At 70.9% G+C, this 19,280-nt stretch carries 18 protein-coding genes; 11 read left to right on the top strand and 7 right to left on the bottom strand.

Annotated features, from left to right (window positions below; all coding sequences use genetic code 11):
• Window positions 1-48 precede the first annotated feature (48 nt).
• The 3 genes from SPF06_RS01450 to SPF06_RS01440 are packed head-to-tail and all read left to right on the top strand — an operon-like array spanning window position 49 to window position 3,103.
• Window positions 49-867 carry an aspartate/glutamate racemase family protein gene (locus SPF06_RS01450; RefSeq protein WP_323277140.1) on the top strand — a complete coding sequence of 273 codons (819 nt, stop codon included), beginning with the start codon at window positions 49-51 and terminating at the stop codon, window positions 865-867.
• Window positions 867-2,369, top strand: coding sequence for an amidohydrolase family protein (locus SPF06_RS01445; protein WP_323277139.1), 1,503 nt, complete (start codon window positions 867-869; stop codon window positions 2,367-2,369). Before SPF06_RS01450 ends, SPF06_RS01445 begins: the two co-directional genes overlap by 1 nt.
• A 2-nt stretch (window positions 2,370-2,371) precedes the next feature.
• Entirely contained in the window at window positions 2,372-3,103 is a 732-nt protein-coding gene (locus SPF06_RS01440; RefSeq protein ID WP_323277771.1) for a maleate cis-trans isomerase family protein, read from the top strand.
• A 205-nt stretch (window positions 3,104-3,308) separates the two neighbouring features.
• Here the strand turns inward: SPF06_RS01440 and dctA are convergent, their stop codons facing one another.
• Window positions 3,309-4,619, bottom strand: a complete 1,311-nt coding sequence (dctA, locus tag SPF06_RS01435) for a C4-dicarboxylate transporter DctA (RefSeq protein ID WP_323277138.1) — start codon at window positions 4,617-4,619, stop codon at window positions 3,309-3,311.
• Between the two features lie 75 nt (window positions 4,620-4,694).
• The gene (locus SPF06_RS01430) at window positions 4,695-5,834 is read right to left on the bottom strand and encodes a PrpF domain-containing protein (RefSeq protein ID WP_323277137.1); all 1,140 of its coding nucleotides are present in this window, start codon (window positions 5,832-5,834) and stop codon (window positions 4,695-4,697) included.
• Between the two features lie 126 nt (window positions 5,835-5,960).
• Between SPF06_RS01430 and SPF06_RS01425 the strand changes: the two genes are divergently transcribed.
• Together SPF06_RS01425 and SPF06_RS01420 are read left to right on the top strand one after the other, a co-directional pair.
• Window positions 5,961-6,893: a LysR family transcriptional regulator gene (locus SPF06_RS01425; RefSeq protein WP_323277136.1), complete on the top strand. Its 933-nt coding sequence runs from the start codon at window positions 5,961-5,963 to the stop codon at window positions 6,891-6,893.
• A 105-nt stretch (window positions 6,894-6,998) separates the two neighbouring features.
• The gene (locus SPF06_RS01420) at window positions 6,999-8,435 is read left to right on the top strand and encodes an FAD-binding oxidoreductase (protein WP_323277135.1); all 1,437 of its coding nucleotides are present in this window, start codon (window positions 6,999-7,001) and stop codon (window positions 8,433-8,435) included.
• Here SPF06_RS01420 and SPF06_RS01415 read toward each other — a convergent pair.
• The 3 genes from SPF06_RS01415 to mshA all read right to left on the bottom strand — a co-directional run bounded on the left by SPF06_RS01415 (window position 8,425) and on the right by mshA (window position 12,318).
• Window positions 8,425-9,093, bottom strand: coding sequence for a MerR family transcriptional regulator (locus tag SPF06_RS01415; protein WP_323277134.1), 669 nt, complete (start codon window positions 9,091-9,093; stop codon window positions 8,425-8,427). The two genes, SPF06_RS01420 and SPF06_RS01415, sit on opposite strands and share 11 nt — an antisense overlap.
• Before the next feature lie 242 nt (window positions 9,094-9,335).
• Window positions 9,336-11,021: a formate--tetrahydrofolate ligase gene (locus SPF06_RS01410; protein ID WP_323277133.1), complete on the bottom strand. Its 1,686-nt coding sequence runs from the start codon at window positions 11,019-11,021 to the stop codon at window positions 9,336-9,338.
• A gap of 10 nt (window positions 11,022-11,031) precedes the next feature.
• The gene (gene mshA / locus SPF06_RS01405) at window positions 11,032-12,318 is read right to left on the bottom strand and encodes a D-inositol-3-phosphate glycosyltransferase (RefSeq protein ID WP_323277770.1); all 1,287 of its coding nucleotides are present in this window, start codon (window positions 12,316-12,318) and stop codon (window positions 11,032-11,034) included.
• A 173-nt stretch (window positions 12,319-12,491) separates the two neighbouring features.
• On the opposite strand from mshA, the gene alr reads away from it, so the two are divergent.
• The 6 genes from alr to SPF06_RS01375 all read left to right on the top strand — a co-directional run bounded on the left by alr (window position 12,492) and on the right by SPF06_RS01375 (window position 17,799).
• Entirely contained in the window at window positions 12,492-13,736 is a 1,245-nt protein-coding gene (alr, locus tag SPF06_RS01400) for an alanine racemase (RefSeq protein ID WP_323277132.1), read from the top strand.
• Entirely contained in the window at window positions 13,733-14,398 is a 666-nt protein-coding gene (tsaE, locus tag SPF06_RS01395; RefSeq protein ID WP_323277131.1) for a tRNA (adenosine(37)-N6)-threonylcarbamoyltransferase complex ATPase subunit type 1 TsaE, read from the top strand. The genes alr and tsaE overlap by 4 nt, the downstream gene beginning before the upstream one ends.
• Window positions 14,395-15,138 carry a tRNA (adenosine(37)-N6)-threonylcarbamoyltransferase complex dimerization subunit type 1 TsaB gene (gene tsaB / locus SPF06_RS01390; protein WP_323277130.1) on the top strand — a complete coding sequence of 248 codons (744 nt, stop codon included), beginning with the start codon at window positions 14,395-14,397 and terminating at the stop codon, window positions 15,136-15,138. Before tsaE ends, tsaB begins: the two co-directional genes overlap by 4 nt.
• A gap of 38 nt (window positions 15,139-15,176) precedes the next feature.
• Window positions 15,177-15,653, top strand: coding sequence for a ribosomal protein S18-alanine N-acetyltransferase (gene rimI, locus SPF06_RS01385; protein WP_323277769.1), 477 nt, complete (start codon window positions 15,177-15,179; stop codon window positions 15,651-15,653).
• Entirely contained in the window at window positions 15,650-16,723 is a 1,074-nt protein-coding gene (gene tsaD, locus SPF06_RS01380; RefSeq protein WP_323277129.1) for a tRNA (adenosine(37)-N6)-threonylcarbamoyltransferase complex transferase subunit TsaD, read from the top strand. The genes rimI and tsaD overlap by 4 nt, the downstream gene beginning before the upstream one ends.
• A gap of 164 nt (window positions 16,724-16,887) precedes the next feature.
• A complete protein-coding gene (locus tag SPF06_RS01375; protein ID WP_323277128.1) occupies window positions 16,888-17,799 on the top strand; it encodes a hypothetical protein in 912 nt (303 codons plus the stop codon).
• A 13-nt stretch (window positions 17,800-17,812) separates the two neighbouring features.
• Here SPF06_RS01375 and SPF06_RS01370 read toward each other — a convergent pair whose 3' ends face one another.
• Window positions 17,813-17,989 carry a hypothetical protein gene (locus SPF06_RS01370; RefSeq protein ID WP_323277127.1) on the bottom strand — a complete coding sequence of 59 codons (177 nt, stop codon included), beginning with the start codon at window positions 17,987-17,989 and terminating at the stop codon, window positions 17,813-17,815.
• The gene (locus SPF06_RS01365) at window positions 17,986-19,131 is read right to left on the bottom strand and encodes a glutamate--cysteine ligase (RefSeq protein ID WP_323277126.1); all 1,146 of its coding nucleotides are present in this window, start codon (window positions 19,129-19,131) and stop codon (window positions 17,986-17,988) included. The genes SPF06_RS01370 and SPF06_RS01365 overlap by 4 nt, the downstream gene beginning before the upstream one ends.
• Window positions 19,132-19,280: the final 149 nt, after the last annotated feature.

Here is a 19,280-nt window from a genome sequence, read left to right as displayed (position 1 = left end):
CGCCCGTGTCCAGACAACCCGCCCTGTCCCCAGGGCAAGGAGACACCCATGAGACTTCTCGTCGTCAACCCCAACATCAGCGGCGAGGTGACCGACCTCATCCGCGCCGAAGCGACACGATCGGCCGGCCCCTCGACCGAGCTGATCGTGCGCACCGCGCCGCGGGGCGTCGAGTACATCGAGACCCGCTTCGAATCGCTGCTTGCGGCGACCGCCGTCGCGGAGGTCATCGCCGAGCATCGCGACGAGCTCACGGGGGGCTGCGGCGTCGACGGCGTCGTCGTGGCGGCGTTCGGGGACCCGGGCATGCCCGCGCTCAAGGAGCTCGTCGACGTCCCGGTCATCGGGATCACGGAGGCCGCGCTGTGCGCGGCGGCGCTCCAGGGGCACCGCTTCTCGATCATCGCGATCTCGGACCGCATCACGGCGTGGTACCGCGAATGCGTCGAGCACTTCGGCTTCGGCGGCCGGCTCGCGTCGATCCGCTCGATCAAGGAGGCCCTTCGCGGGATCGGGAGCGTCCAGGACGACTTCCGCCCGACCCTTGTCGAGCTCGCCCGCCTCGCTGTCGCGGAGGACGGCGCCGACGTCGTCATCCTCGCGGGGGCGCCCCTCGCGGGGCTCGCGCGCGAGGTCGCGTCGGAGATCCCCGTGCCGGTCGTCGACGGCATCGGCGCTGGCGTGCGGCTCGCCGAGGCTCTCGTGGGGCTCCGCTCGGGGGTGCACCGCGCGGGCTCGTTCGCGCCCCCGCCGCCCAAGCGGCGCGCCGGGCTGAGCCCGGCCCTCGATGCCGCGCTCGACGCCGCGCAGCTCGCCGCGGGCGCCTCGGCGCCGGCCGCCGGCACCACCGCGGGAGGGAGGCTCTGATGGCCGATCTCGTCATCGCCCACGGCCTCGTCGTCAACGCGTTCGGTACCCAGACGGCGCACGTCGTCGTCGACGGCGGCCGTGTGACCGCCGTCGTCGACGCGGCGGAGCCCGTGCCCGCGGCGGCGCGCGTCATCGACGCCGCGGGCCGCGCGGTCATCCCCGGAGGCGTCGACGGGCATTGCCACGTGGCACAGGTGACGGGCCGATTCCGGACCCTCGACGACTTCGCCGTCACCTCGACCGCGGCCCTGTGGGGCGGCACGACGACGATCCTCGACTTCGGCATTCCCCGCGACGCGTCCGAGACCCCGCTCGACGCCGCCAAGAACAAGCTCGCCCTCGCGAGCGCCGCGCGCTGCGACGTCGCGCTCCACGGCTCCGTCATCGCGTGGGACGAGACCGTTCCGGCCCAGCTCGAGGAGCTCGCGGGCCTCGGCATCCGGTCCGTCAAGATGTACATGACGAACCGCGGCACGACGATCGCGGACAACGACACAGTGCTCAGGGTCATGCGCGAGATGGTGCGGCTCGACGGGCTCACGTACATCCATGCGGAGCACGACGCGATCGTCGTCGACTGCACGCAGGCGCACGCCGAAGCCGGGACGATCGGCATCGGCCACCTGCACGAGACCCGTCCCGAGCTCGCCGAGGAGGCCTCCGTGCGCGAGGTCATCGCGATGGCCGAATACACGGGCGCGCCTGTGTACTTCGTGCACCAGTCGACGCCCGGCGCCGTCGACCTCGTCGCGGAGGCCCGCTCGCGCGGCTTCGACATCCACTCCGAGACGTGCCCGCATTACCTTGTGCTCGACGACGGCGTGTACTCCTCACGCTACCCCGAGTGGTTCGCGTGCTGCCCGCCGATGCGCTCGCCCGAGACGGTCGCCGCGCTGCGCGAGCGCTTCGCGGACGGCTCGATCCACACGGTCTCGAGCGACCATTCGTGCTACGACCTCACCCAGAAGCGCGAGCGCACCGACGACGTGCGGCAGATGCCGCATGGCCTCCCGGGGGTCGAGACCCGCATGCCCGTCACGTTCACGGCGCTCGCCGAGGCCGCTGCGGCTGCCTCTGACCGTGACGTGCTCGAAAGGTTCGTCGAGGTCTTCTCGGCGGCGCCCGCGCGGATCAACGCGCTCCCGGGCAAGGGCGCGATCGCGCCCGGCTACGACGCCGACCTCGTGGTCTTCGACCCCGCCGAGGCGCGCACAGTCGACGGCGGCGCCCTCCACATGGGCACCGACTTCTCGCCGTTCGACGGGCGCGAGCTGCGCGGCTGGCCGCAGGTCGTCGTCTCTGGCGGGCGGGTGGTCCTCGACAGGGACGGCTTCCACGATCCCGGCCCCGTGGGCCGCTTTGTAGCACGTCTGGGCTACCGCGAGTCGGCCGCCGCATCGGGCGGCGCCCCGGGCACGGTGCCCCACCCGGACGGACGGACGACGGCGCGGGGCGAGTTCGCCGTCGTCGTCGGCTCGCACGCGGGGGAGGGGGAGTGACGATGCAGCACGCGAAGCCCGCCCGGCCGACCCGCATCGGCATGATCGTGCCCTCGTCCAACACGTGCCTCGAGCCCATGAGCTACCGGATCCTCGGCGATCGCGAGGACGTCACGATCCACTCGACGCGCATCCCGGTAACCCGCATCGCCCTCGACGCCGGCTCGGACCGGCAGTTCGACGTCGAGGGCATGCGCCGCGCCGCCGAGCTGCTCGCGACGGCGGACGTCGACGTCATCGCGTGGAACGGCACATCGGGCTCGTGGCTCGGGCCCGCGCACGATCGGGAGATCGCCGCGGAGATCACCGCGGCGACAGGCGTTCCGGCCACGACGTCGACTCTTGCGTACCTCGATGCGTTCCGCCAGTTCGGCACGGAGTCCATCGGGCTCGTGACCCCGTACACGGCGGACGTCAATCTCCAAGTCGCGGTCTGCTACGCGGGGGAGGGGATCCGCGTCACGGGGCACCGCGCGCTTGGGCTCAGCGACAACGAGTCGTTCGGGCGCGTCGCCCCCGGGGAACTCGTCCCAGGGTCCCTCGAGCTCGCGGCGGACCGGCCCGACGCGCTCGTGTACCTGTGCACGAACCTCTACGGCGCGCCGATCGCGGCCGACGTCGAGCGCCGCACGGGGGTGCCGGCGCTCGACTCCGTCGCCGTCACCCTGTGGCGCTGCCTCCAGCTCGCGGGCGCCCCGCTGCTCGACCCCCGCTGGGGGAAGCTCCTCGCGTAGGCCGTTGAAATCCGGGCATGGGTCGAGGCGGGACGCAGATGGCTGCGTCCCGCCTCGTGTGCACCGGCTCAGTCCTGCGCCCGGCCTTCGGGCTACCTGTTGCGATGGGGTGTGCAGGCCTGTATTGCACGGCGCGGCCTAGATGAGCTTGTGGCGTTTCCGGAGTGCGAGCGCTTGGGAGAGGCTCGCATCGGGGTGGCGGCGGCTAATGGGCCAGGGCTGGTTCGGCCAGCTGGACCTTATCGCCGTCTGCGGAGGTGAATCCGGCCTTGAGCTCGGAGCGGAGCTTCTCCATGTCGAGGGCGCGCTGCCACTTGGCAACGGCGACGCACGAGACGATGTTGCACACGGTGCTGGTGAGGGCACGCGCTTCGCTCATGAATCGGTCGATGCCGACGATGAGGGCCACGCCGGCCACCGGAAGTGTGGGCATGACGGTGAGGGTGGCGACGAGGGCGACGAAGCCGCTGCCGGTGACGCCAGCCGCGCCCTTGGAGGTCAGGAGCATCATGCCGAGCATGAGGAGGATCTGGTCCCAGCTGAGGTGGATGTCGCAGGCCTGGGCGATGAACATCGAGGCGAGGGTCAGGTAGACGGCGGTGCCGGTGAGGTTGAAGGAGTAGCCGGTCGGGACGACGAGTCCGACGACGCCGCGCTCGCAGCCAATCCGCTCGAGCTTGGAGAGCAGGCGGGGCAGCACGGGCTCGCTCGACGACGTGGCCAGGACGATGAGGAACTCGTCCTTGAAGTAGCGCAGGAGCCGCCAGAGGCTGAAGCCCGTGATCTTGGCCAGGATCCCCAGGCCGACGACGACGAAGACGATGCAGGCGGCGTAGAAGGCCAGGATCAGCATGCCGAGGTTGCCGATCGAGTGAGCGCCATACTTTCCGACGGTGAACGCCATGGCCCCGAAGGCGCCGATGGGGGCGACCTTCATGATGTAGCCGAAGACGACGAACAGCAGCCGGTTGAAGCTGTTGACGACGTCGAGCGCGAGCTTTCCGGGTGCGCCGAGCCTGCTGAAGGCGAAGCCGCACAGGAGGGCGATCAGGAGCACGGGCAGGACTTCTCCGTTGGCGAAGGCCCCGACGAAAGTGGCCGGGATGATGTTCAGCAGGAAGTCCGCCGGGTTGCTGCTGGGCAGCTGGCTCGTGTACTTCGAGGCGACGGATGCGTTGAGGTGGGCGGGGTCGATGTGCATCCCCGCTCCGGGCTGGAAGAGCAGGACTGCCCCGAGGCCAAGGGCAAGGGCCAGTGCGGTGAGAGTGTAGAAGAGCCCGAGCGAACGCAGCAGGGTCGGCCCGACCTTCTTGGTGTCGGTCAGCGAGGTGATGCCACTGACGATCGTGCAGAAGACGATCGGAGCGATCAGGAACTTCACCAGCTTGACGAAGCCGTCGCCGAGGGGCTGGAGCGAAGAGCCGAGGTCGGGCCAGAGGGCGCCGACCAGGACGCCGAGCGCGACGCCGATGAGGACCTGGACGTAGAGGTGTCCGAGGATGGATTTGATCTTCATTGAACAACTTCCTGGGTGAGCGCCCCCCTCCATGATGGCAGGGGGCGGGTTTCGTAGCTACGCAGTGCTAGGGAGCTAGGCCGTCTGGGCCACTGAATGTGCGACGTCGATGTCGGCGACGGCGAGCTGGCGGGCCGCGCGGTGGAGCGCGACTTCGCTGACGAGGCCGTTGTCGTCTGTGACGACTTCGGTGGTGATGACACCGGCGGGTGTGCCGATGCGCAGGAGCAGCGCCCCTGATTCGGGGTTCCGAGTGGCGGGCAGGGCGTTGGCGACGACGGAGGACGGCAGCGCGGCTGCAAGGGAGACGGCCACGGCGGAGGTGAGGCCGATCGCGGGATGCGGCGCGAGCATCGAGAGCATCCGCACTCGGATGTCGTGAGTGTTCGCGGCGATGAGCGAGCCGTCGGCTGCGGTGTAATCGCCGGCGGGAGCCACCACGCCGACCTTCGGCACAGCGTTCTGTGGCGGATCCTCCGGTTTCCGCAGACCCATCGCCAGGCCCGCTGCGGCGCGGGCGGCGACGAGCCGGGGGAGTTGTTCGCTCATCCCGTCGGTCATCGAGGACAGGTCGATGCCTACCTCGTCCGCCGGGATGAGGACGGCCGGCGCTCCGGCGTCGACAAGAGTCGCCGAGATCCGCGTTCCCTCGACCATGATCTCGTCGGTCACGCTCCCCGTGGGCAGGAGCGCTCCCGTCGTCTGGCCCCACGGGGCGTGGAACGAAAGGCTCACGGGGACCCCCGCTGCGCTGCTGCCCGGGACCCTCGCCAGACCCGACTTGGGGATGCGGCCGCCGGGAGTGGCGATGGTCCCGCTCAGCACGGCCCCTGTGTTGAGGTTCCGCATGCTGACGCGCGTGATTCCGTCGTCGGGGGGAACGATTCCCGTCTGAACGGCGTACAGGGCGATCGCCGTGGCACAGTTCCCGCAATTGGAACCGAGCTCAACCGTCTCATCCCCGATGCCGACTTGGGCGAAAAGGTAATCCAAATCGGCAGGACCATCCGGGCTCCCTGCGATGATCGCCGCTTTCGAGGTGGTGGAGGTCCCGCCCCCGACGCCGTCGAGTTGGCGCGCATCGGCAGCACCGAAGGCATCGGCCAGCAGCGTCCGGATCTCATCTTGACTCGTCGCGTGGCGAGCTACGTCCTCGGCGTCGAACAGCCAGCACTTGCTCGTGCCGCCTCGGTACCAGTGACCGCGGAGTTGCACGGTCTTCTCCTTCATGCTTCGTGGTGTCGCGCCTCACAGCGCCTGCTCCTTCTACGATCCGCGCAGAGAGCTTTCAGCACAATCAGAGGAATATTGAGGACCGTCTAGTTTTGCTAAACTCAGGCTGTGGCAAATCTCGACCTCCATCGGCTCCATCTGCTCCGGGAAGTGGCTCGGTCCGGCTCTCTCACCTCGGCCGCGACGGCCCTTTCTTTCACGACCTCCGCGGTCTCACAGCAGATCGGAAAGCTCGAGCACGAAGTCGGGGTAGCCCTCATCGAGCGTCACCCCAGGGGCGTGGCGCTGACTGATGCAGGTCATGCGCTCCTGGGATACGCGGACGAGATCGACAGGACCATCGAGGCCGCCCGCGCCGAGATGGAGGAGTTCGCCGGCCTCCGCCGTGGCCAGCTGCGAATGGGCACCTTCCCGACCGTCGGGGCATCTCTGATGCCCGAGGTCGTGTTGGCGTTCCGCGCGCGCCACCCGGACGTCGCCGTCACAGTGGTCAGCGCGCGTCGGGACGGCCTCCTTGAGAAGCTCCGCCGCCGGGACATCGAACTCACGCTCCTCTGGGACTATCCCTGGGAACAGATTGAGGGCGAAGACCTGAATCTCATCGGCCTGATGAGCGACCCCACCGTGCTTCTCGTGCCCCGCACGCACCCCCTCGCCACGAACCAGAGGGTGCGGATTGAGGACCTACGCGAGCAAGAGTGGATCGTCCGCGACGAGCACCCCGTGGCTGACGTCCTGCGCCGCGTATGCCGCGAGGCGGGGTTCGAGCCACGCATCGCGTTCGCTGCCAATGATTACCAAGAGACGCAGGGCATGGTGGCGGCAGGCATCGGCATCGCCTTGGCCCCCGAGCTCGCGCTCAGCGCCCTGCGCAGGGACGTCGTCGCCGTCCCGCTCCGTGGGGCACCGGCCCGAAGGATCCTCCTCGCCCACCTCGCAAACCGGCGCCTGAGCCCCGCAGGCGAACAAGCAGCGGCAGTCTTCCTTTCCACGGCGGAACACGCGCAGGCCGCCCGGGAAATCCGGCGCGCGCGTCATTGACGCGGCGCCGGGCGCGGCGTACACAGATCGTGTCACCACGCGTCGTCTGGCTGGGGCTTCCACGGGCGCGCGCAACCGCGGTCTCATGAGTTTCTGGAGCGGATCATGGGCACCGAACGGTTCGATGCGCTGCGTGAGCAGGTGCGCGGGCAGGTCATCGAGAGCGACGATCCCGAATACGACGCGGCGCGCGCTGTGTACAACGGCATGGTCGACAGGCACCCCGCCGCGGTCCTGCGCGTCTCGCAGGTCGCGGACGTCCTGGCCGCGGTGCGCTTCGCGCACGGGCTGGGCCTCGACGTCGCCCTCCGGGGAGGCGGGCACAGCGCGCCGGGCTTCGGGACGGTCGACGGCGGCCTCGTGCTCGACTTCTCGGCGCGCCGCGGGGTCCGGGTCGACCCGGCCGCGCGGACGGCGCGCGTCGAGGCGGGCGCGACCTGGGCCGACTTCAACCACGCGACGCACGCGTTCGGGCTCGCGAGCACGGGCGGGATTATCGGCTCCACGGGCGTCGCGGGCCTCACGCTCGGCGGCGGCATCGGGTACCTCGCCCGCAAGTACGGCCTCGCGTGCGACAACCTCATCTCGGCCGACGTCGTCTTGGCCGACGGCAGCTTCGTCACGGCGAGCGAGGCGCAGAACGTGGACCTCTTCTGGGCCCTGCGCGGGGGGAGCGGCAACTTCGGAGTGGTGACGTCCTTCGAGTTCCGCCTGCACCCGGTCGACATGGTGCACGTCGGGCTCATCTTCTACGACGCCGAACTCGGGGTCGAGGCCGGGGCCGCGTATCGCGAGTGGCTCGCCGCCGAGCCCGAGGAGATGGGCGCGTTCTTCGGATTCCACCAGGGCCCGCCGGTCCCGTTCCTGCCGGAGGAGTGGCATGGCAGGCCGGTCGCCGTCATCGGCGGAATGTGGACGGGCGACGTCGACGCGGGGCCCGCCCACTGGCAGCCGATGCTGGACGCGGCGCCCGTGCTCGGATCCATGCTCGCGCCGATGCCCTACCCGGCCCTCAATATCATGTTCGACGGGCTCAACGGGGTCCCCGGGCTCCAGGGCTATTGGAAGGCCGACTTCCTCCGCACGCTGAGCGACGACGCGCTCCGCGTGGGCGTCGAATTCGCTCCCGGCATCCCCTCGGTCCATTCAGCCAACCACTTCTATCCGATCGACGGAGCCGTCCAGCGCGTGGCACCCGAGGCGACGGCCTTCGCGTACCGGAACGTGGCGTTCGCCCCGGCCATCGCGGGGCAGTGGCCGGACGCCGCGGAGAACGAGAAGAACATCGCGTGGGTGCGCTCCTACTGGTCCGCGCTGCATGACTACGCCGAGCCCGGCGGCTACATCAACTTCCAGGACGCGGACGACCAGTCCAGGATCGAGGACAACTACGCCGCGAACTACGCCCGGCTGTCCCAGGTGAAGGCGAAATACGATCCGGAGAACTTCTTCCACATCAACCAGAACATCAAGCCCGCGGCCGCTGCCGTGACGGCCGACGCCGTCGTCGCGCCCCCGACGGAGCCCGCGCCTAGGCCGTGACCTGACTCTTCGGGATATCCGGGCCGGGCGGGAGGGATCCGTTCGGCCCGGGCGCGCGCCCATATAGCGCGATGGATCGGCTGGTCTGGGCGAGGGCGAGGAGTTTGAGGACGAGCTCGCGGTGCATGTGCATCCCGACGGCGACGCGGGCCACGAGGGTGTCGAGGTCCTCGGCCGCGGCCGCGTCCTCGACGTCGACGTGCGCGATGAGGTCCACGGCCCGGCTGTAGACGTCCAGCGCCGCGGGCGGGACGGAGACCCCGAGCCGGGCCATCTGCTCGAGGTGCGCATCGAGGGCCCCGCGCGCGGCGGTGGGCACGTCGGGCCAGCCGCGCAGGGCGACGACGGCGTTGCCCGCCTGGGTGCGCCCGGGCACCGGCTCGCCGAGGGACTGGACCTCGCGCTGGAGGGACTTCATGATCTCGACCCGGCTCGCCCCGGTGTCGATGAGGGCCACGATCGCGCGGATCTGGGCGATGCTCAGGTCGTTCACCCCGCGCAGGGTCTGGATCGTGGCGATGCGCCGGGCGTGCGCCTCGTCGTAGTCCGAGCGGGTCGCGGTCAGCCTCCGCCCCGGCGGGAGGAGGCCCTCCCGGAGGTAGAACTTGATGCTCGCGATAGGCACGCCCGTCAGGCTGCTGAGCTCGCGCAGCTGCATGTCATTCGCCCCTCAGACCATCCCCCATGTGGATAGCTGTTTCACCTACGAAGATACATGTCACCGTTGGAGAGCGAACCGGTCGCCCGATATCCTCATGGCGGAGCCGTGGATAGTACATGTATCTTCCTGTCCAGGCACCAAGCGGGAACAGGGGCCGAGGGAGCGCTGCATATGGGGGGCGTTCCCTCGGCCCCCTGTCATGGGCGGCGCTCCTCGCGCTGGGCCCCAAGGCCGGACGGTCAGAAGAGGCCCACGGGGCGGCCGTCGTCGTCGAGCCTCATGCGCAGGGCCGCGGGGTGTGCCGGGAGCCCAGGCATCGTCATGAGCGCTCCCGTGACGGCGACGATGAATCCCGCACCCGTGCGCGGCCAGAGCTCCCTCACGTGCACCGTGAAGCCCTCGGGGGCGCCGAGCTGCGTCGCATCGTCGGTGAAGGAGTACTGGGTCTTCGCCATGCACACGGGGAGGCCTCCCCAGCCGTTCTCCTCGATCTGGGCGAGCTGGCGCCGCGCGAGGTCGGAGAACTCGACGTCCGCACCGCCGTACACGTCCCGCACGATCGTCCGGATCTTCTCGTCCACCGGCAGGGCGAGCGGGTAGAGCTGGCGGCATTGCCCGGGTGCTTCGAGCGCGGCGAGGACCTCCCGCGCGAGCTCGTCGCCGCCGTCGCCCCCTCCGCCCCGGCCCCACACGTCCGCGACCGCGGCGCGTACCCCGGCCCTGGAGCACCACGCGAGCACTGTGTCGAGCTCCTCGGTGCTGTCGGAGGAGAACCTGTTGACGGCGACGACCGGCTCAAGACCGAACCTGCGCACCGTCGCCACGTGCCGCGCAAGGTTCGGCATCCCGCGGGCGAGCGCGTCGGCGTCGGGCTCGGCGAGGCAGTCCTTCGGCACGCCGCCGTGCATCTTGAGGGCGCGGACCGTCGTGACGAGGACGACGACGGACGGCGCCACGTCCGCGGACCGCGCCTTGATGTCCACGAACTTCTCCGCGCCGAGGTCCGCGCCGAACCCCGCCTCGGTCACGACGATCTCGGCGAGGCGCCGCGCCGTCGTCGTCGCGATGACCGAATTGCAGCCATGGGCGATGTTCGCGAACGGGCCGCCGTGGATGAGGGCGGGAGTTCCCGCGATGGTCTGGACGAGGTTCGGCTTGATCGCGTCCTTGAGGAGCATCGCCATGACGCCCTCCGCGCCGAGGTCCGCGACGGTGACGGGCTTGCGGCTGTAGGTGTAGCCGATCGTGATGCGCGCGAGCCGGTCCGCGAGGTCTGTGGCGTCCTTCGCGAGGCAGAACACCGCCATGACCTCGGAGGCGACCGTGATGTCGAAGCCGTCCTGCCGTGGGACGCCCTGCGTCGGCCCGCCGAGCCCCACGACGATCTCCCGCAGCGCGCGGTCGTTCATGTCCATCACGCGGCGGAACGTCACGCGCCGCGGGTCGATCCCGAGCTCGTTGCCGTGGAAGACGTGGTTGTCGATGAGCGCGCACAGGGCGTTGTTCGCGCTCGTGATCGCGTGGAAGTCTCCCGTGAAGTGGAGGTTGATGTCCTCCATCGGGAGCACCTGGGAGCGGCCTCCGCCGGTCGCACCGCCCTTGAGGCCGAGGATCGGCCCGAGGCTCGGCTCGCGCAGCGCGACCATCGTGCGCCTCCCCGCCCGTGCGAGCGAGTCCGCGAGGCCCACGGTGAGCGTGGACTTGCCCTCGCCCGCGGGCGTCGGCGAGATCGCCGAGACGAGCACGACTCGCCCGAGCTGGTCCGCGGGAGGCAGGCGTTCGACGTCGATCTTCGCCTTGTAGCGCCCGTACAGCTCGAGGGCGTCGGCAGGGATGCCCGCTGACGCGGCGATCTCTTCGATGGGACGGAGAGTGACGGCGCGGGCGATCTCGAGGTCGCTCGGCGTCGTTGCCTTGGCGCTCATGGGGCTCACCCTACCGTTTGGGCGTCACCTTCGGTGGGTGCTCGCCGGTTCGGAGGTCACGTCCTGTGGGCACGGCCCGCGCGAGGTGACCGTTGGATGGGCGGTCGCGAACCGCTTGGCGGTACGCCGCGCGCGTCCCCTCCGCCGTCTGGTCCCAGCCAAAGCGCTGCGCATACATCGATGCCGCGCGGCCGAGGTCCACGCGGGTCGCGGGATCGTCGTACAGCTGCTCGAGCACGGAGGCCCAGGCCGAGGCCTCGTGGCCGTCCACGAGGAACCCGGTCCGGCCGTCGCACACGGCCTTGGGGAGCCCGCCCACGCGCGCCGCGACGACCGGCGTGCCGCACGCCTGAGCCTCGAGCGCGACGAGCCCGAACGACTCCGAGAAGCTCGGCATCGCAAGCACGTCCGCCGAGCGGAACCATTCGGCGAGCACCCCGGCCGGGACGGGTGGGAGGCGCCGGACGGCGTCGTCGACCCCCTCCTCGCGGGCGAGCTCGTCGAGGTCGAGGCCCAGCGAGCCGCTCGGCGCGCCGATGATCGTCACCCTCAGGGGGAGGTCCGGACGACGACGGCGCAGCTCGCCGACCGCGGCCACGAGCACCTGGGGGCCTTTGAGCCGCTGGAGCCGGCCCGCGAACAGGACGTGGAACGTCGAGGCCGGAACGCCCGACGCGACGCGCGAACGCGAGCGGAACGCCGGCCGGAACACGTCGAGGTCGACGCCCGGGCTCACGACGTCGATCCGCTCCTCGGCCACCCCGTAGTGCCGCACGAGCTCGTCCCGCTCGGCCGCCGTGTTGGCCGTGAGCCGCGCCGCCGCGTCGGCGATGAGCTGCTCGCCCCGCTCGCGCCACGTCGGCTCGGGCACGTCGCCCGCGGCGAGGTGCCGGTTCTTGACGCGCGCCATCGTGTGCATCGTGTGCACGAGCGGAACGCCCCACGCCGAAGCTGCCTGGAGCCCCGCGAGGCCCGAGACCCAATAGTGGCTGTGCACGACGCGCGGAAGGCTCGCGCGGCTCATCCGCTGCACGAGCCCTTCGGCGAATTCGTCCACGATCGGGGGCATCTGCTCCTTCGCGAGCCGCCGCCGCGGCCCGGCCTCGATGTGGTGCACCGCGACCCCCGGCGCGACGAGCTCGACGTCGGGCTGGGCGGGGTCGGTCGCGCGCGTGAAGATGTCTACCCCCAGCCCGTCGGCGGCGAGCGCCTTCGCGAGGTGGCTGATGTATACGTTCATTCCGCCCGCGTCGCCCGCGCCGGGCTGTTCGAGGGGCGATGTGTGGAGGCTGATCATCGCCACGCGGTCCTGGTGCTGCACGCTACAAGGCTACGGTTTGGGCCCGGCCCGCGCTCGCGGGGCCCCGCGAGCTTCTTCCGGGGCGCCGTGCCGGCGGCAACGCTGTCCCTAGCGCCGTCCCTCCAGGCGGTGGCCCGCTCCCAGACGGGAGCCGCCGGTAGACTCGGGGCGTGACTTCCACGCCCCACCCCGCATCGCCGCGCCCCGCGGATCTCCCGGAGCGCGCCGCCGTCGTCGATCTCGAGGCGATCCGCCACAACGTCAGGCTCGTGCGGACGGTCGCGGATCCGGCCCGCGTCATGGCGGTCGTCAAGGCGGATGCCTACGGCCACGGGGCCGTTCCCGTCGCGCGTGCGGCGCTCGAGGCCGGCGCTTCCTGGCTCGGTGTCGCCCACATCGGCGAGGCCCTCACGCTCCGCGCTGCAGGCATCGAGGCGCCGACGCTCGCGTGGCTCCACACGCGGGAGAGCAACTTCTCGGCGGCGGTGGGCGCCGGCGTCGACCTCGGCTGCTCGGGCTGGGAGCTGGGCTGGATCGTCCAGGCGGCGCGCGAGCAGGAACGCCCCGCACGCGTGCACCTCAAGATCGACACCGGGCTCGGCCGCAACGGCATCACACCCGATCGGTGGGAGGCGGTCCTCGACGAGGCCACCGAGTACCAGGATGCGGGCCTCCTGCGCGTTGTCGGCGTCTTCAGCCACCTCGCCGTCGCGGACGAGCCCGACCGGCCAGAGACCGACGCCCAGCTCGACGTGTTCCGCGACGCCGTCGCGCTCGCCGAAGACGCGGGCTGCGACCTCGAGGTGAGGCACATCGCGAACTCGCCCGCGATCTTCTCGCGCCCGGACACGCATTTCGACCTCGTCCGCGCGGGCATCGCGATCTACGGGCTCTCGCCGTTCGCGGACCAGTCCTCGGCCGATCTGGGGCTGCGCCCCGCCATGACCCTCCGGACGCTCGTGTCGCAATGCAAGCGCGTGCCTGCGGGCCAGGGTGTGAGCTACGGCCTCACGTACCGCACCCCGGGCAAGAGCGCCCTGGGCCTCATCCCGCTCGGCTACGCGGACGGCGTTCCCCGCACGTCCGAGGGCGGCCCCGTGCGGATCGCCGGCACGACCTACCGCGTGGCGGGCCGCGTCGCGATGGACCAGACGGTCGTGGACCTCGGGCCCGACGTGGATCCGGAGGCGCTCGCGGGGGCCGAAGCAGTCCTGTTCGGGCCGGGCGACGACGGCGGCCCCACCGCCGACGACTGGGCCCGCGCCGCCGGGACCATCAACTACGAGATCGTCACGCGGATCAGCCCGCGCGTCCCGCGCGTCCACGTCGACTCTGCCGAGGCCCCCGCGCCCGAAGACCTCCTCAAGGAGGCTGCGGTCGCCGACGTCGCGCCGGCCGCCGGAGGCGCCGCGTGAGCGCAGGCACCTCTTCCGCCGCGCCGTCCAGCGCGGCGTGGGAGCTCCGGGCCAGGCCGACGACCGCCGAGGAGACCCAGACGCTCGGCGCGGCCCTCGGCGGCGTGCTCCGCGCCGGCGACCTCGTGGTGCTCACAGGCGGACTGGGCGCCGGGAAGACGACGTTCACGCAGGGCCTCGGCTCCGGCCTCGGAGTGCGCGACGGCATCATCTCGCCCACCTTCGTGCTCGTGCGGATCCACCCGAACGTGCCGTCGGGGGTCCGCCCCGGAGGGCCCGATCTCGTGCACGTCGACGCGTACCGGCTCGAGGGCGAGGGCGAGATCGACGACCTCGACCTCGAGAACTGGGCGGACACGTCCGTGACGGTCGTCGAATGGGGTCGGGGCCGCGTGGAGCACCTCGCCGAGTCGTGGCTCGACATCGAGCTGGTCCGCGGGCCGGCCGGCGGCCCGGCGGGGCAAGCCGTGCTCGGCTCGGCCGTCGAGAGCGATCCCGACGTCGACTTCGACCCGGAGCTCGCCGACGCGCCCGTCGACGAGGAGTACGACGACGACGAGCCCCGCCTCGTCGTCGTGCGCGGCTTCGGACCCCGCTGGGCCGAGCCGCCCGCGCTGCCCGGTGCGGAGCGGATCCCGGCGCGGGCGGGCGGCACGCGATGATCATCCTCGCCATCGACACGTCCGCGATCGCCTCGGCCGCGCTCCTGCGCTGGCATGAGGACGAGGCCGAGGCCGCTCTCCTCGCCCAGTTCGCGACCGAGGACACGAAGTCGCACGCCGAGGTTCTCGCCCCCGGCATCCGGGCCCTCCTCGACGAGCAGGGACTCGCGGTCGGCGAGGTGGACCGCATCGTCGTGGGCGTCGGGCCGGGTCCGTTCACGGGCCTCCGATCGGGCATCGCGACCGCACGCGCCCTCGCGTTCGCCTGGTCGACGCCGCTCTCGGGGCTCATGAGCCTCGACGCGATCGCGTGGGACGTCGTCGCGTCCGGTGCGTCGGCCCCGGCGCTCCGCGCGGTGCCCTCCGGTGAGGGGCGCGCGACGCCTGTCCGGGCGCTGTCGTCCGATTTCCTCGTCGCGACGGACGCGCGCCGCCGCGAGGTCTACTGGGCCCGCTACGCCGCCTCGGGCGCCCTGCTCGACGGCCCGCACGTCGCGTACCCCGACGCCCTCCCGCCGCTCCCCGTCTACGGGGCTGGTGCAGGGATCTACGGCGAGAAGCTCGCGGCGGCGGGCGCCGTCGTCGTCCCCGGATTCGAGCGCGCCCAGCCGACGGCCGCCTCGCTCGGCCTCGCCGCCGTCGAGCGCCTCGCCCGCGGCGAGGAACTCCTCGACACGGCGCCGCGATATCTGCGCGAATCCGACGCCCAGGTGCCCGGCCCGCGGAAGAAGGCCCTGTGATCGGATCGCCGCTGCCCGGGGGAGTCGTGCTCCGCGACATGACGGAGGCGGACGTCCCGGCCGTCCACGCCCTCGAAGTCAAGCTGTTCCCCGTCGACGCGTGGCCCGCGCGCATGTTCCGCGACGAGCTCTCGCAGCCCGAGACGCGCCGCTACTACGTCGCCGAGGAGCGCGTCGCTGATCGTGAACCGCGCATCGTCGCGTACGCGGGGGTCATGTGCGTCCCGCCCATCGCGGACGTGCAGACGATCGCCGTCGTGCCCGAGCGCGAGGGGCTCGGCATCGGCTCTGCGGTGCTCGCGGAGCTCATCGCCGAGGCCCGGCGCCGCGGCGCGCGGGATGTGCTGCTCGAGGTCCGCGCGGACAACCCGCGGGCGCAGGCGCTGTATCGGCGTTTCGGCTTCGCCCAGATCCACACGCGACGGCGTTACTACCGCGACGGCGTCGACGCGCTCATCATGCAGCTGCCGCTCGAGGCCGCGCCGGGTGGCGGGGCCGGGGGAGGAGACCAATGAACCAGCCGCTTGTGCTCGGCATCGAGTCTTCGTGCGACGAGACGGGCGTCGGGATCGTGCGCGGCACAACCCTGCTCGCGAACACCGTCTCCTCGTCCATGGACGAGCACGTGCGCTTCGGCGGCGTCATCCCGGAGATCGCCTCCCGCGCGCACCTCGACGCGCTCGTGCCCACTCTCCACGAGGCCCTCGAGACGGCCGGCGTGACGCTCGACGAGGTCGATGCCCTCGCCGTGACGTCCGGCCCCGGGCTCGCGGGCGCCCTCATGGTCGGGGTCTGCGCCGCGAAGGCGCTCGCCGTCGCGACGGGCAAGCCGCTCTACGCGGTCAACCACCTGGTGGCCCACGTGGGCGTCGGGCTGCTCGACGGCGGGGTGTACGGCGGGGAGCTTCCGGGAGACCTCGGAGCCCTGCTCGTCTCCGGAGGGCACACCGAGATCCTGCGCGTGCGCAACATCGCCTCGGAGGTCGAGCTGCTCGGCTCGACGATCGACGACGCCGCGGGCGAGGCCTATGACAAAGTCGCCCGCCTTCTCGGTCTCGGCTACCCGGGCGGGCCTGCCATCGACAGGCTCGCGCGCGACGGCGATCCGCGGGCGTTCCGCTTTCCGCGGGGCCTCACGCAGCCCAAGTACATGGGGTCCGCCGAAGCGCCGGGGCCGCACCGCTACGACTGGTCGTTCTCAGGGCTCAAGACCGCCGTCGCGCGCTGTGTCGAGCAGCACGAGGCAGCGGGGGAGGCCGTGCCGGTCGCGGACATCGCGGCCTCGTTCCAAGAGGCCGTCGTGGATGTCGTGACCGCGAAGGCCGTCCTCGCGTGCCGCGAAAAGGGGATCCGGAACCTTCTGCTCGGCGGGGGAGTGGCCGCGAACTCGAGGCTGCGCGAGCTGGCGGCATCCCGGTGCGCCGAAGCTGGGATATCCCTCGCCGTGCCGCCGTTCTCCCTCTGCACCGACAACGGCGCGATGGTCGCGGCCCTCGCGGCGCGCGTCATCATGGACGGCGGCTCGCCGAGCGACCTCGCGTTCGCACCGGACTCGTCCCTCCCTGTCACGACGGTCTCCGCCTAGGGCCGCGCCCGCGCAATTCGCCACAATTCACGGCGTTCCGGCGCCGAATTCGCCGTGAAGCGCCGTGAATTGTGTCGATTCTCGCCTCCAACGGACGGCCCAAGTTATCCACATACGGGATCTGGCCTTTGCTGACGGCCCGGAAGCCGGGGCAGGCTGATGCTATGGGGGGACCAGAACAGCTCTTGGCGAGCCTCGGCGGCAGCGCCGCAGCTAGCGATATGCGACGCTACTTTAGCCAACGGCAGCTGGAGCGAGCTGTGTTGGGCGGCGGCGTCGTGCGACCGCGTAACGGGGTCTATGCCTTGGCGTCGCTCGACGAAGCACATCGGGTTGCCCTGGAGTGTCGCGGCGTGCTCTTCGCACGCTCGGCGGCGTTGGCGCACGGGCTGGGCGTTCTGGAGCGGCCGCGAGCCGTTGACGTCGCGGTGCGCAGGGGGACCAAGATCCGCGCGCATCCTCAGGCCAATATCGTGACGCGACTGCTGCCGGAGGAGGACCTCGTCCGAGTCGGCGTCGTGACCGCAACCTCCCCCGTCCGGACGGTCTTGGATTGTGCCGCTCAGCTGGAATTTGCCGAGGGATTGGCCGTTGCGGATTCGGCTCTGCGCTGCGGTCTTGTGACCGGAAGCCAGCTCACGTCGGCAGCAGAGGCCTGGATTGGGCGGAACAAGCGGGCACTGCGGAGGGTCCTCGCCCACATGGACGGACGGGCGGCCAATCCGTTCGAGTCCGGCCTTCGGGCAGCATGCCTCGAGGCTGGCGTCGCTTTGGAGCCACAACTGCGGATTTCCACACGTGGGGGCACCTTCGTCGTGGACCTCGGGTCGGCTCTGTACCGGGTGACGGCCGAAGCCGACAGCTTCGAGTGGCACGGCGGACGCGAAGCCCTGCATCGAGATTGCACCCGGTACAACGAGTTGGTCCGAGATCAATGGACAGTGCTTCGGTTCAGCTGGGAGCACGTCATGTTCGACCGAGCGTGGGTGGGTCAGGTCGTCGCCGATGTCATCAGGGGATCGAAACGCCACAATTCGCGGGGAAGAAACGCCAAAACGGTGCACTCAGCGGCCTGAGTTGTGTCGTTCGCTACCGGCGGCGGCGCCACGCAATGACGGCCTCGACGGCTGCGTAGACGATCGCGAGTGCCACGACCGCGAGAGCCGCCTGGCCGTGGGACGTCACGGCGAGCAGTCCGGCGACCACTGCAAGGACGAACACGAGCCGCCCGGGGGAGCGGCGTCGTCGTACGTCCCGTGGACTCACGCGGGGTAGCCCTCGCGCATGAGGCGCGCCTCTTCGAGGACGACGGCGCGAAGGTCGCCCGCATGTTCCTCCGCGATGCGGCGCTGGCGCTGGTATCCGGCCCCGCGGCGGAGGATTCCCTCGATGTCGCGGAGCTCGTCCTCGCATCCGAGGTCGCGCGCAATGGGCTCGAGCCGGTTGAGGGTTTCGGCGAGGTGCTCGGTCACGAGCTTCTCGTTGCCCTGAGCGTCGAGGATGATGATCGCGTCGAGCCCGTAGCGGGCCGAGCGCCACTTGTTCTCCTGGACGTGCCACGGCGGCATGGTCGGGATGGTGCCGCCTGCGTCGAGCGTTCGCGACGCCTCCTCGACGAGGCACTGGGTGAGGGCCCCGATTGCGCCGACCTCCTCGAGCGTCGAGAGGCCGTCGCACACGCGCATCTCGATCGTGCCGAGCCGGGGGACCGGGCGGATGTCCCAGCGGATCTCGCTGATGACGTCGATGACGCCTGTCGTGAGCATGTCATCGACGTAGTGCTCGAAGCCGGCCCAGTCGGGGAACTGGAACGGCAGGCCGGCTGTCGGAAGCTGCTGGAACATGAGGGCGCGCTGCGATGCGTAGCCGGTGTCCTCGCCGCTCCAGAACGGGCTCGACGCCGAGAGCGCCTGGAAATGCGGGAAGTAGTTCACGAGGGCGTCGAGGACGGGCATGGCCTTCTCGCGCCGGTCGAGCCCGATGTGCACGTGGACGCCGTAGATGACCATCTGGCGGCCCCACCACTGCGTGCGGTCAATGAGCTTCGCGTACCGCTCCTTGTCCGTGACGGGCTGAAGCCGTGGCGGGCTGAACGGGTGGCTTCCGGCGGAGAAGAGCTCGACGCCGATCCGGTCGGTCACACTGCGGACGGCGGCCATGGTCGTGGCGAGGTCGGCCTTCGCGCCGGACACGGTGTCGTGGACGCCGGTCACGATCTCGACCGTGTTGAGGAGGAGCTCCTGATGGACGCGCGGGTAGTCGCCGTTGAGTTCGGGGCGCTCGGTGAAGACCCGCTGGAGCACTTCGGGGGCCACCGAGACGAGTTCGCCTCCGTGCCGGTCGACGAGCGCGAGCTCCCACTCCATCCCGATCGTGGACTGCCTCGACGCGGCGAAGTCGATGTGCATGGCTTGCCCCCGCGTGCTCGAGCTCCGGCAGGGGCCGCAGCATCCGTACAGAATGTGCCCAGTCTAGGGCAGTGCTCGGGCGCACCCGTGGGAGTGACCGTGCGTGACGCGAGGTGTCGGTCACGTTCGGGGCCCGGCCCGGTGCCGAA

Source organism: Sinomonas terricola, assembly GCF_034931225.1.
Taxonomy (GTDB): domain Bacteria; phylum Actinomycetota; class Actinomycetes; order Actinomycetales; family Micrococcaceae; genus Sinomonas; species Sinomonas terricola.
This window is presented reverse-complemented; position numbering and strand designations above follow the sequence as displayed.

Coding starts and splice junctions, on each gene's coding strand:
- SPF06_RS01415 (WP_323277134.1), bottom strand. CDS start 9,093: ATGCAGCTGCGCGAGCTCAGCAGCCTGACGGGCGTGCCTATCGCGAGC.
- tsaB (WP_323277130.1), top strand. CDS start 14,395: ATGATCATCCTCGCCATCGACACGTCCGCGATCGCCTCGGCCGCGCTC.
- SPF06_RS01450 (WP_323277140.1), top strand. CDS start 49: ATGAGACTTCTCGTCGTCAACCCCAACATCAGCGGCGAGGTGACCGAC.
- mshA (WP_323277770.1), bottom strand. CDS start 12,318: ATGATCAGCCTCCACACATCGCCCCTCGAACAGCCCGGCGCGGGCGAC.
- dctA (WP_323277138.1), bottom strand. CDS start 4,619: ATGAAGATCAAATCCATCCTCGGACACCTCTACGTCCAGGTCCTCATC.
- SPF06_RS01410 (WP_323277133.1), bottom strand. CDS start 11,021: ATGAGCGCCAAGGCAACGACGCCGAGCGACCTCGAGATCGCCCGCGCC.
- SPF06_RS01420 (WP_323277135.1), top strand. CDS start 6,999: ATGGGCACCGAACGGTTCGATGCGCTGCGTGAGCAGGTGCGCGGGCAG.
- tsaD (WP_323277129.1), top strand. CDS start 15,650: ATGAACCAGCCGCTTGTGCTCGGCATCGAGTCTTCGTGCGACGAGACG.
- rimI (WP_323277769.1), top strand. CDS start 15,177: ATGACGGAGGCGGACGTCCCGGCCGTCCACGCCCTCGAAGTCAAGCTG.
- SPF06_RS01440 (WP_323277771.1), top strand. CDS start 2,372: ATGCAGCACGCGAAGCCCGCCCGGCCGACCCGCATCGGCATGATCGTG.
- SPF06_RS01365 (WP_323277126.1), bottom strand. CDS start 19,131: ATGCACATCGACTTCGCCGCGTCGAGGCAGTCCACGATCGGGATGGAG.
- SPF06_RS01445 (WP_323277139.1), top strand. CDS start 867: ATGGCCGATCTCGTCATCGCCCACGGCCTCGTCGTCAACGCGTTCGGT.
- SPF06_RS01375 (WP_323277128.1), top strand. CDS start 16,888: ATGGGGGGACCAGAACAGCTCTTGGCGAGCCTCGGCGGCAGCGCCGCA.